At 73.2% G+C, this 11,044-nt stretch carries 8 protein-coding genes; 4 read left to right on the top strand and 4 right to left on the bottom strand.

The annotated features are described in order from the left end of the window. The first annotated feature begins 27 nt into the window (after positions 1-27). The gene (locus tag ACQP1V_RS26240; RefSeq protein WP_218001838.1) at positions 28-252 is read left to right on the top strand and encodes an acyl carrier protein; all 225 of its coding nucleotides are present in this window, start codon (positions 28-30) and stop codon (positions 250-252) included. 29 nt (positions 253-281) lie between these two features. Here ACQP1V_RS26240 and ACQP1V_RS26235 read toward each other — a convergent pair whose 3' ends face one another. Both ACQP1V_RS26235 and ACQP1V_RS26230 read right to left on the bottom strand, forming a co-directional pair. After that, positions 282-1,373 (bottom strand): phosphotransferase family protein, encoded by a 1,092-nt coding sequence (locus tag ACQP1V_RS26235; protein ID WP_433412625.1) that lies wholly within the window; start codon positions 1,371-1,373, stop codon positions 282-284. Positions 1,374-1,447: 74 nt separating this feature from the next. Continuing rightward, the gene (locus tag ACQP1V_RS26230; RefSeq protein WP_387411797.1) at positions 1,448-2,710 is read right to left on the bottom strand and encodes a cytochrome P450; all 1,263 of its coding nucleotides are present in this window, start codon (positions 2,708-2,710) and stop codon (positions 1,448-1,450) included. 166 nt (positions 2,711-2,876) lie between these two features. On the opposite strand from ACQP1V_RS26230, the gene ACQP1V_RS26225 reads away from it, so the two are divergent. Continuing rightward, positions 2,877-3,707, top strand: coding sequence for an FAD binding domain-containing protein (locus tag ACQP1V_RS26225; protein ID WP_433412623.1), 831 nt, complete (start codon positions 2,877-2,879; stop codon positions 3,705-3,707). Continuing rightward, positions 3,700-6,498, top strand: a complete 2,799-nt coding sequence (locus tag ACQP1V_RS26220; RefSeq protein ID WP_433412621.1) for a molybdopterin-dependent oxidoreductase — start codon at positions 3,700-3,702, stop codon at positions 6,496-6,498. Before ACQP1V_RS26225 ends, ACQP1V_RS26220 begins: the two co-directional genes overlap by 8 nt. Here the strand turns inward: ACQP1V_RS26220 and ACQP1V_RS26215 are convergent. Then, positions 6,431-7,969 carry a GMC family oxidoreductase gene (locus tag ACQP1V_RS26215; RefSeq protein WP_433412619.1) on the bottom strand — a complete coding sequence of 513 codons (1,539 nt, stop codon included), beginning with the start codon at positions 7,967-7,969 and terminating at the stop codon, positions 6,431-6,433. The two genes, ACQP1V_RS26220 and ACQP1V_RS26215, sit on opposite strands and share 68 nt — an antisense overlap. A 90-nt stretch (positions 7,970-8,059) precedes the next feature. On the opposite strand from ACQP1V_RS26215, the gene ACQP1V_RS26210 reads away from it, so the two are divergent. Further along, entirely contained in the window at positions 8,060-9,163 is a 1,104-nt protein-coding gene (locus tag ACQP1V_RS26210; protein ID WP_387411792.1) for an XdhC family protein, read from the top strand. A gap of 262 nt (positions 9,164-9,425) precedes the next feature. Here ACQP1V_RS26210 and ACQP1V_RS26205 read toward each other — a convergent pair whose 3' ends face one another. Then, positions 9,426-10,880: a transposase gene (locus tag ACQP1V_RS26205; RefSeq protein WP_433411367.1), complete on the bottom strand. Its 1,455-nt coding sequence runs from the start codon at positions 10,878-10,880 to the stop codon at positions 9,426-9,428. Between the last annotated feature and the right edge of the window lie 164 nt (positions 10,881-11,044).

Below are 11,044 nucleotides of genomic sequence, written 5' to 3'. Positions count from 1 at the left end.
GCGCGGGTCCGATCGATCATCATTCAAGTGGCACCGAACCCCGAGGGGGTCCAGGCGGGGGAGACCAGGTTGGTCGAGGACCTCGGATACCATTCGCTCGCGCTGCTCGAACTGGGCTTCACCATGGAAGACGAGTTCGACCTGCCGGCCATCGATCAGGCGCAGGTGCAGCACATCGCCACGGTCAAGGAAGTCGAGGACCTGGTCCTGGAGCTGCTGAGGGCCAGCGCGGGCGACGCGGCCTACGGCTGAGCCCCCCGTACTCCTGCTGAGCCCGCGGCTCAGCGCAGGAACGAGGCGGCGTCGAGATCGATCGCGTGCATGCCGTGCCTGTTCGCCATCGTGGCGAACAGGCCGTCGCCGCGGTCGGTCCGCACCACCAGCGCCGAGGCGACGAGGCTGGTGAGCAGGCCGCCGAAGGCGTAGCGGCGGTAGTCGCGCCAGCAGTCCTCGAAGGACAGCTCGACGCCGTAGCCGCGCAGGGCGCGGACGTAGCGGCGCAGCACGGCCCCTTCGATCGCCCGCCGCCGGTCCGGCTCGACGCTGCCGCCGAGGAAGTAGGCCAGATCGGTGGCTGCGGGCTCGTGGGCGGCGGTCTGCCAGTCCAGCACGGTGATCCGGCCCGTGCCCACCACGAGGTTGTCCGCGCGGAAGTCGCCGTGCACCACCGTGCGCGGGCCGGGACGCGCACGCAAATAGCGCTCGACGCGCGGAACGAAGAACTCGAGCAGGTCGACGACCTCGGCGTCGAGCCGGTCCCCGAAGCGGCGCAGGAAGCGCGGGTAGATCCGCTGCGCCAGGGAGGCCATCCAGGCGGCGTCCAGGCCGTCATGACGCGGCAGCCAGGCCAGCGAGTCCAGCGCCGGATCGCCCCACATCGGACCGTGCAGCGCCGCGAGCTGGTCCACGGCGCGCTCCGCCTCCTCCGGGCCGCATCCGGTGACCTGGTCGGCGACGTACCCGTCGACGGCGTCCTCGAGGAGCAGGGTGAACGCCCCGCTCGGCTCGTCGTAGCGGGACAGGTAGCAGCGTGGGCTCCGCACCGGCAGCGTGGGCGCGAGATGCTGGTAGAAGCGCGCCTCCACCTCGTAGGCGCGGGTGACCTTGGCCGCCGTACGGCTGGCGGGGGAGGCGGCGGCGAGCTTGGCGATGACGGTGGCGGGTCCGGCGCCCGCGGGGCTGTAGTCCAGGTGCAGGCGGTAGGTGTCCGCCATCTGGCCGGTGCCCACCGCGGCGGTGGTCACGCCGGTGACCCGGGCCCCGCCGAACCGGCGGGACAGGGCGGCCGAGCACCAGCCCGGCGTCATCTCCGCCACCGAGCGCAGCGGCTCCACCGGCGGCGACGGCGCCTGCGAGCGCGTCGGCTCCTCCATGCGTGCCTCCTCCGCGCGCGACGTCTCCGGGCCCGGTGAATCCACGCCCGGAGGTTCCTGCGGGCACGGCGCGTTCACAGGGTCAGCGGCAGTTCGTACAGCCCGCGCAGCCCGGCGGCGGGCTTCCACCTGAGCCGGTCGGCGTCGCCGCGCAGGCGCGGGAAACGCTCCAGCAGCCGCGACAGCGCCGCCGCACCCTCGACGCGCGCCAGCCAGGTGCCGGGGCAGAAATGCGAGCCCAGGGCGAAACCGATGTGCCGGTTGTCGCCGCGGGTCAGGTCGAGCCGCCTCGGGTGCGCGAACTGCGCGGGGTCGTTGTTGGCCGCGCCGATCAGCACGGTGACCGCCCGCTTGGCCGGCACCCGCACGCCGCCGATCTCCAGATCCTCGCCGGGGATCCGCCACGCCGCCTGGATCGGCGACTCGTAGCGGACGAACTCCTCGATCGCCGCCGGCATCAGGTCGGGGTCGGCGGCCAGCAGCTCGCGCTGGTCGGGGAAGCGCAGCAGGCCGGCCACGGCGTTGCCGATGAGGTTCGTGATCACCTCATGTCCGGCGATCATGAGCATCATGATGAGGACGCGGAGCTGCACCTCGTCGAACTCCCCGGCGAGGTGGTGCTCCAGCAGCCGGGTGATCAGGTCGTCGCCCGGCTCGGCGCGCTTGCGGCGCAACGTCTCGGCGACATACGGGTCGAACTGATGGAAAGCCGCGTTCATCCGGGGGATGCCGGCGCCGTTGATCAGCGGGTCGACCAGCACGAGATAGCTGTCCGACCACTCCTGGAGCCTGGCCGCGTCCTGTGGCGGGAACCCCAGCAGCTCGGCGGCGACCAGGATCGGCAGCTTGGCCGCGAAATCCCCGATCAGGTCGAACTCGGCGCGGGCCGCCGCCTCGTCCAGCAGCTTGTCGACCCAGAACTCCATCCGGGGCCGCAGCGCGGTGACCCGCCGCCTGCTGAAGTCGTACGCGATGGCCTTGCGCATGTGCTGGTGAACCTCGTCCGGGACCGCGCCCAGCGTGTTGTCCAGCGCGTTCTCCTCCTCGGGGGTGAACTTGGCGAGGCGGAAGAACATCTTGCTGCGCAAGGAGGAGTCCTCCTTGCGGTTGGTGCCGTAGCGGCGGTCGGTCAGCGCTTCCGAGGCCAGCTCGTAGCTGCTGATCACGTAGGAGCCGGTCACCCTGCTGCGGTAGATCGGGGCGGCGGCACGCAACCGGTCGAGCTGCCGGTAGGGGTCGCTGATGTAGGCGGGGCTGTAGGGGTTGTACCGGCCGACCAGCGGGCCCATCGGCAGCCGCCATTTCCGGTCCACCGCACGTTGCGCAAGTCCCAGCACAGGAGGGTCCCTTCCCGGCGATCACGGTAGCCCGGTACAGGATGGCCGCGCGCCGCGGCAGGCGGCAAACGTCCCGATCGGTCACCCGACCAGGGCCGGGAGGGTTGCTTGACCGTGATTTTCACCGGCGGCTAGGGTCCGAGGCGATCTGGGAGGCGGTCACCACGTGAAACCTGCCCCATTCGCTTACCGAGCCCCCACCAGCAGCGCGCAGGCCATCGCCCTGCTCGCCGAGCACCGAGGCCGGGCCAGGCTCCTGGCCGGCGGCCAGGCGCTGATGCCGCTCCTGGCGAGCAGGCAGGTGCGCAGCCCGCTGCTGATCGACCTCAACCGGGTGCCCGACCTCGCGTTCGTGAGCCGCGCCGAGCGGCTGCGGATCGGCGCGCTGACCCGGCTGCGCCGACTTGAGGCCGACCCGGTGGTGCGGGCGAGCGCGCCGCTGCTGGCGGCGGCGGCCGCGCTGGCCGGACCGGTCCAGGTGCGCAACCGGGCCACGCTCGGCGGCGCGCTGGCCCACGCCGACCCCGCGGCCGAGCTGCCCGCGGTCGCGGTCGCCCTGGACGCCCGCGTCGAGCTGCGCGGATCCGGGGTACGGCACCTGCCGGCCGCCGACTTCTTCCGCGGCGCGCACCAGACCGCCCTGGCCGGCGACGAACTGCTGGCCGCCATCGAGTTCCCCCTCCGCGAGGCGGCCTTCGCCATCGAGAAGATCCCCGCGCGGCCCGGCCACGCGTTGGCCGGAGCCGTGGTGGTGCTCGGCGGCGAAGACCGCAGGCTGGTGCTGTTCGGCGCCGGGCCCGTCCCGCTGCGCCCGGCGTGGGCGGAGGCGGCACTGGCCGGGGGCGCCGCGCCCGCCGAGGTGGCCGAGGCGGCGATGGCCGACCTGGACGCCGCGGGCGTTTCCGAGGACGTCACGCGCGCCCTGGCCCGGGGCGCGCTGACCAGAGCGCTGGACCGGGCGCGGGCGACGGCACGAAACCAGGTGGACCATGGCTGAGCGCATGACCGTCGCGATGAAGGTGAACGGCCGGCCGGTCCGCGCCGAGGTCTCGCCCCGCACCTCGCTGGCCGATTTCCTGCGCGAGGAGCGCCGCCTGACCGCCACCCAGCTCGCCTGCGAGGAAGGCGTGTGCGGCGCGTGCACGGTGACGATGGACGGCGCCACCGTGCTGTCCTGCCTGGTGCTCGCGGTGCAGGCCGAAGGCGCCGAGGTAGGGACGGCCGAGGGCCTGGACGGCGCCGCGGCGCCGCTGGCCGAAGCCCTGCACGCCGAGCACGGCATCCAGTGCGGCTACTGCACGCCCGGCATCCTGATGCGGGGCGGCGAGCTGCTCAAGGAGCAGCCGGCGCCGAGCGAGCGGGACATCCGGCTGGGGCTGTGCGGGAACCTGTGCCGCTGCACCGGCTACGCCGGGATCGTCGAAGCGGTGGCCGCCGCCGCCGACCCGGCCGCCGCGCCGGGCGAGCGGGAGACGGCGCCCGCGCGGCGGGAGGACGAGCGCCTGCTGGCCGGGCGCGGTGAGTTCGTGAACGACGTGTCACCGCCCGGAACGCTGCACGTCGCGTTCCTGCGCAGCACCGTCGCCGCGGGCCGGATCACCCGCCTGGAGACGGGCGCGGCGCGGGCGCTGGAGGGCGTCGTCGCGGTCTTCACCGCCGCCGACCTGAACCCGCGCGCCGGCGACATGCGGCCCACGCCGCTGCTGAATGCCGCAGAGCCGCCGCTGCTGCCGCTGGCCGCCGACCGGGTGCGTTTCGCCGGGGAGCCCCTGGCGCTGGTCGTGGCCGGGGACCGCTACCTCGCGGCGGACGCGGTCGACCTCATCGAGGTCGAGATCGAGCCGGAACCCCCCGTCCTGGACCCCGGCAGTGCGATGGAGGACACCGACCGGCTGGTGTACGCCGAGACCGGGTCGAACCTCTACCAGGAGCTGACCTCTCCGATCAGGCCCAAGCTCCGCCGCGCCCTGGAGGAAGCGCCGCAGGTCGTGCGCGCCACATCCCGCCAGCAGCGCCAGACCAACGCGCCGCTGGAGACCCGCGGCGTGGTCGCCTCCTACGACCCGGACACCGGGGAACTGGTGGCCTCCCTGTCGACGCAGAACCCGCACGAGGCCAAGCTGGCCATCTCCCGGGTCAGCGGCGTGCCCGCCGAGCAGGTCAGGGTCACCGCCCGCGACGTGGGCGGCAGCTTCGGGCTGAAGGTGTGGACCGGCCGCGACGAGCTGACCGTGGCGCTGGCCGCCCGCGTGCTCGGCCGTACGCTCAAATGGATCGAGACCCGGCAGGAGAACCTGACCGCCTCCGGCCACGCCCGGATGGACGTCGGCGAGGCGACCTTCGCGCTGGACGAGCAGGGTCGCATCCTCGGCTGCCACCTCGACCACCTCGAAGACACCGGCGCGTACCCGCTCGGCGTGGTCGGCAAGGCGGGCCCGTTCGTCGGCATGGTGTTCACCGGCCCCTACCGCATCCCCCTGCACGCCTTCCGGTTCCGCTCGGTGCGCACTAACACCTGCCCGCGCGGCGCCTATCGAGGGCCGTGGGCGTTCGCCACGGTCGCCCGCGAGCAGATGCTGGACGAGGTGGCCCGCGCGGTGGGGCTGGACCCGCTGGAGCTGCGCCGCCGCAACGTGCTCGGCGCCGACGAGCTGCCTTACACGATGCCGACCCGGCTGGTCCTGGACCACGTGACCCCGGCGCAAACCTTGGAGGAGGTCGCCACGCGGCTCGACTACCCGGAGGTACGGCTCCGCCAGCGCCGGCTGCTGGCCGAGGAGGGCCGCCTGATCGGCGTTGGGATCGCGATCGGCCTGGAACCCTCCAGCATCGGCACGATGCAGCCGATCGACCGCGACACCGCCCGGCTGCGGGTGGGGCTCGACGGCACGATCACCGCCTACCTCGCGACCGGCGCGGGCGGCCAGGGCGTGGAGACGACGATGGCCCAGGTCGTGGCCGCCGAGCTGGACGTGGACCTGGACGCCGTCCGCGTCGTGCAGGGCGACACGGACGCCACGCCGTACGGCAGGGGCACCGGCGCGAGCGGCACCGCGGTGATCACCGGCAGCGCCTGCCGGGCCGCCGCCGCCGAGTTGCTGACGGTGGCCAGGGAGCTGGCGGCCGAGCAACTCGGGGTGCCGGCCGAGCGGGTCGAGCCGCGCAGGGGCGTGCTCGCCGACCGGCAGGACCCCGGCGCCGCGGTGTCGTGGGCCGAGCTGGCCAAGACGGTCTCCGCCCACGGGGCGGGCGAACGGCTCGAGGCCCTGGGCCGCTACAAGGCGCCCCCGATGACCTGGTCCAACGCCTGCCACGGCTGCGTGGTGGAAGTCGACCGGGAGCTCGGGACGGTGCGGATCGAGAGGTACGTCGTCGCCGAGGACTGCGGCAGGATGATCAACGCCAAGGTGGTCGAGGGCCAGATCGCGGGTGGGGTGCTGCAGGGCATCGGCGGCGCGCTGCTGGAGGAGGTCCGCTACGACGCGCAGGGCAGGCCGCTGACCAGGGGGCTGGCCGAGTACGCCGTCCCGACCACGCTTGAGGCACCCGCGATCGAATTCGTCCACATCGAGACGCCCTCCCCGACGCCGGGCGGCCACAAGGGCATGGGCCAGGGCGGCGCGGCCGGCGCGCTGGCGTGCGTGTTCAACGCGGTCGCCGACGCCCTGGCGCAGGTCGGCGCGCGCGTCGACCGGACTCCGCTGGACCCGGCGCGCATCCTCACCGCGTTCGCCGAAGCCGGCTCCCGATCGCCGCGGCCAGCCGCTCGGCCACCATCACCGTCGTGAGGTAGGGCGGCACGCCGCACGGCATCGGCATCACCGCGGCGTCCGCCACCCACAGCCCGTCCACCCCGAGGACGCGCCCCTCCTCGTCCACCACGCTGCCCGGCTCGCCCTCGGGCCCCATCCGGCAGGTGCCGGAGGGGTGGTACAGCACCCGGCAGTGCTCGCGCAGCCACCCGTCCAGGTCGGCGGGCGGCCGCGCGGGGCCGCCGTCCGCGACCTCGCGGAAGGCGGGATGGGCCAGCAGCTCGGCGGCGTGCCGTACGGCCCGGCCCAGCCGCTCCAGGTCCCGGCGGTCTGCCAGCAGCCGCAGGTCGAGCAGCGGGTGGTCGGCCGGGTCCGGGCTGCGCAGCCGTACGCCGCCGGTGGACTCCGGCCGCATGAGCGAGACCAGCAGCCCGCCCGCGCCGGGCCCCGCCGTCCGGTCCATCGGGAGGATCTGCAGGTCGTCGGCGTCGCCCGGCCCTGAGGGCAGGCGCAGCAGGTAGCAGCCGGAGTCGGCCCGCGCGGCCAGCGCGGAGGCGGCGGCGGTGAGCCGCAGGTCCAGCAACGCCGCGGGGTGCTCGCCCAGTCCGGCCCCGACGCCGGGCAGCGCGGCGACGACCTCGATGCCCAGCGCGGCGAGGTGGTCGTCCGGGCCGACTCCCGAGCGCATCAGGATGGCGGGGGAGTGCACCGCGCCGGCGCACAGCACCACCGCAGGGGCGGCGACCACCTCGCGGTGCCCGTCGCCCGCCAGCTCGACGCCGCTGACCCGGCCGGAGGAGAACAGCACCCGCGACACCGTGTGCCGCCCGGCGACTCGCAGGCGCGGGCGGTCCCTGGCCGGTTCGAGGAAGCTGTCGTTGCTGGAGGCGCGCACGCCGTCCCTGCGATGCCAGGCGGTCGGGCTGATCCCGGTCGCGCCTTCGGCGTTGAGGTCGGGGTGCTCGGCATGGCCGAGGCCGGTCGCGGCCTCGTGCAGCGCGGCGCTGACCGGACCGCGCCCGCCCATGGGCCGCCGGGAGACCGGCACCGGGCCGCGCGCGCCGTGGCCCGGCTCGTCGCCGAAGTCCAGGTCCTGTTCGAGCGCGGCGAACAGGGGCCGCACCTCGGGCCAGGACCAGCCGGAGCAGCCCGCGCGCACCCAGGCGTCGAAGTCGGCCCTGGTGCCGCGGACCGCGAGCTGGCCGTTGATCGCCGAGCTGCCGCCCGCGCCCCGCCCGCACACGTAGGGCCGCGGCGGCTGCTCCGGCGTGAGCCGAGCCGGCAGCTCCGGCCAGCGCAGCGCGCGCGCCGCCAGCGCGCGGCCGATGTCGGCGCCCCGTACGGCGCGTGGGGTGTCGGCGCTGCGGTAATCCTCCCCGGCCTCCACCAGCAGGACCTCGTCCGCGCCCGAGGCCGACAGCCGGGCGGCGACCACCGCGCCCGCCGCGCCGGCGCCCACTACCACGACGTCGGCGGAACGCGGAACCGCGCAGTCTCCCGCAGGCACGCCGCCCATCATGGCGCTGGAAGCGCCGCGCGGACCAGACTGACCGTGATACGTGAGAGCAGCCCTTGCCGCGCGAAGGGAACCCCCACCATGCGTGACGTCCTCGATCAAATCCTCGAATGGTATGACGGCGGTACGACGTTCGGGCTGGCGACCGTCGTCAACACCTTCCGCAGCGCGCCACGGCAGCCGGGCGCGGCGATGGCGGTCTCGGCGCAGGACGAGGTCGTCGGCAGCGTCTCGGGCGGGTGCGTGGAAGGGGCGGTCTTCGAGATCGCGAAGCAGGTCGTCGAGACCGGTGAACCCTCGTACGAGGAGTTCGGCTACAGCGACGACGACGCGTTCGCCGTCGGCCTGACCTGCGGCGGGATCCTGCACGTGTACGTGGAGCAGGTGAACAGGCAGACCTTCCCCGAGCTGCGCGAGATCGCCGAGTCGGTGAAGGCGCGTGAGCCGGTCGCGGTGGCGACCGTCGTCGGCGGCGAGGGGAAGATCGGCTCAAGACGGGTGATCTGGGGCGATCGCGCCTCGGGCTCGCTGGGGTCGTCCGGGCTGGACTACGCCATCGACGACGACGCCAGGGGCATGCTGGCCCAGGGCATCACCGGGCAGCGCCGCTACGGGCTGGAGGGCCAGCGCCGGATGGAGGAGGTCGCGGTGTTCGTGCAGGCGTTCGCGCCGCCGCCGCGGATGCTGGTGTTCGGCGCCATCGACTTCGCGGCGGCCGTCGCGCGGGTCGGCAAGTTCCTGGGCTATCACGTGACCGTGTGCGACGCGCGCGGGGTCTTCGCCACGGCCAAGCGCTTTCCCGACGCCGACGAGGTCGTGGTCCGCTGGCCGCACGACTACCTCAAGGACCTCACCGTGGACGAGCGGACCGCGATCTGCGTGCTCACCCACGACCCGAAGTTCGACGTGCCGCTGCTGCAGGTCGCGCTGCGCACCCCCGCCGGTTACATCGGCGCGATGGGCAGCAGGCGTACGCACGACGACCGCACGGCCAGGCTGAAGGAGGCCGGGATGAGCGAGGAGCAGTTGGCCCGGCTGCGCTCGCCCATCGGGCTGGACCTGCACGCGCGGACGCCGGAGGAGACGGCGGTGGCGATCGCCGCCGAGCTGATCCAGACCCGCTGGGGCGGCTCCGGCCAGGCCCTGACCAGGACGCAGGGCCGCATCCACGGCCCGGCGAGCTGAGCGGCGAGGCGTCTGCCTGAAGGGGCGGCGCGGGGTGTCGCGGCGCGCGAGTGAGGAAATGCCTCACTCAGGCGCGCCGCCCCTAGGTCGTGTCTGACAAATCAAGCCCTGCTGCGCGCGGCCCAGACGGCGCCTCGCCGCGTTGTCGTCGTCGGCCGTAGGCTCCGCTACGGCCTCCTCCTCCGCCTTGCGATGCATCCATCTGGATCCGCGCTCGCTACGGGCAGCATTTGTCAGACACTCCTTAGCTTGCGATTTAACGTCACTCTCGGTGTTCGTTGTCGGTCGTTACGGTCTTTCGGTAAGGCGGACGCTTGTCCTTCGGCCGGTTCCTTGATCCTTTGGGACGTCCGGGGCCGGGTCGGGTGAGTTTCGGTGAGTCGGTGGGTGTCCCGAGTTTTGCGCGGAGACGGCGAAACCCGAGGCGGACCCGGTACGGGCTGAGCGGCTTTCCCCGTTCGGGGCGTGGATGCCAGGGACGGCGCAGATCATCGACGTGCGGACTGGCCAGCCGAAGTTGGGCGTAGGCGGCCATGATCAGATGCATCCAGCGATCGGTGGCCTGCGCCGAGGCCAGATGGGCGCGGGCCATGCCCAGGTAGACCTTGGCGAACCGGTGAAAATGCTCTTGGTCGAAGCGACGCAGGTAGGCCTTCCACAACAGATCCACCAGATCCGGGTCGACCTCGACGGGCCCGGCGTGCCACAGCCAGAGATCTTTGGTGGGTCTGCGGCCGTCGGGCAGCCGGTCCACGACTATCTGCAGGACGGTGCCGCGCACGATGGGCAGCCGCTCATCGGCGGAGTGGCCGGCCCAGCGGCCGGTGCGGGTGAGCTTTTGATGTAGGCCCTTCCAGGCGCGCACCGTCACGGTGCCGTACCGGACCGAGCCTGCGGTCAAGTCGATGTCCGGGGCGTGCCGCTTGGCCGCATCCGAGCAGGAGAACTCCCGGCCGTGACGCTTACCCGCGCCCATTTCGCCGGGTCGGCGGGGTTCGGGGTCGGCGTAGAAGACGCGGGTGGCGCGCAGCCGGACCAGGATCTGAACGTGCCGGCCGGCCAGGGCGTGGGTGATGTCGGTGGCGTAGTTCCCGGCGTCCAGCATGATCAGCGGTGGCGGATCGCCTGCGGTGAGCCGGCCGGTCGCCTCCAGGTCGGCCAGCAGGCCGGTGATCTGCTCGATGGTGACATCGGTGTGTTCTTCGCCCGGCCGCAGCCGGCGCGCCTCGATCGGGTCCACCCAGGAGGAGTCTCCCCACTGCACGCCCACCAGCAGGCTGTAGGGCCAGCCGGGCAGGAACTTGTCCCCGCCCTTGCCGCGAACCTGCACCATCACCCGCTCATCGGCGTATTCGGCGTCGGGTCGCGCGTCCGGCGTGACGTCCAGCGCGAACATCAACGGCTCGCCCGGCCGGGCCGCGGCAGACACCCCGAGCAGCAGGCGCCGCAGCCCGCCCGTGTCGATCCGGCCCTGATCCAAAGCGGCATAGACCGAGCCGTGCCCGCGGCGGAACTCCGGCTCCATCGACAACTCCACCGGCGAGCGCACCGGCCCCTGAGCGCACAGCATCGCGTCGGTGAGCTCGAACAACGCGTCCGCCCGGCGCCATAAGAGCCGGTGGAGGCCGGCCCGGAAATCGATCAGGGAACGAAGATGTGACCGACTGGATGCGCCGATGTGCTCCGTCACCTCGCGCACCGATGCGATAGTGAGCATCTGCGGCCACCTCTCGGGTCTCCGGCGTCTCGACAACACCGAAGATGGAGATGGTGGCCGCTCTCCTGGGTGCGACACGCCGTACCACAACGGTCACATTCCGGTGCATCCCGCTATGTCGCGATAGTCCTGCTATCGGGCGCTATCCACCCCAGACCGCACCA

The sequence above is a fragment of the Microtetraspora malaysiensis genome, from assembly GCF_050947145.1.
Lineage (GTDB): Bacteria > Actinomycetota > Actinomycetes > Streptosporangiales > Streptosporangiaceae > Microtetraspora_A > Microtetraspora_A malaysiensis.
Note: the sequence above shows the minus strand (reverse complement) of the source record. Positions and strands in the feature narration are given on the sequence as shown.

Excerpts from the sequence above, each read along its gene's own strand:
- ACQP1V_RS26235 (WP_433412625.1), bottom strand. The coding sequence starts at position 1,373 with ATGGAGGAGCCGACGCGCTCGCAGGCGCCGTCGCCGCCGGTGGAGCCG.
- ACQP1V_RS26220 (WP_433412621.1), top strand. The coding sequence starts at position 3,700 with ATGGCTGAGCGCATGACCGTCGCGATGAAGGTGAACGGCCGGCCGGTC.
- ACQP1V_RS26210 (WP_387411792.1), top strand. The coding sequence starts at position 8,060 with ATGCGTGACGTCCTCGATCAAATCCTCGAATGGTATGACGGCGGTACG.
- ACQP1V_RS26205 (WP_433411367.1), bottom strand. The coding sequence starts at position 10,880 with ATGCTCACTATCGCATCGGTGCGCGAGGTGACGGAGCACATCGGCGCA.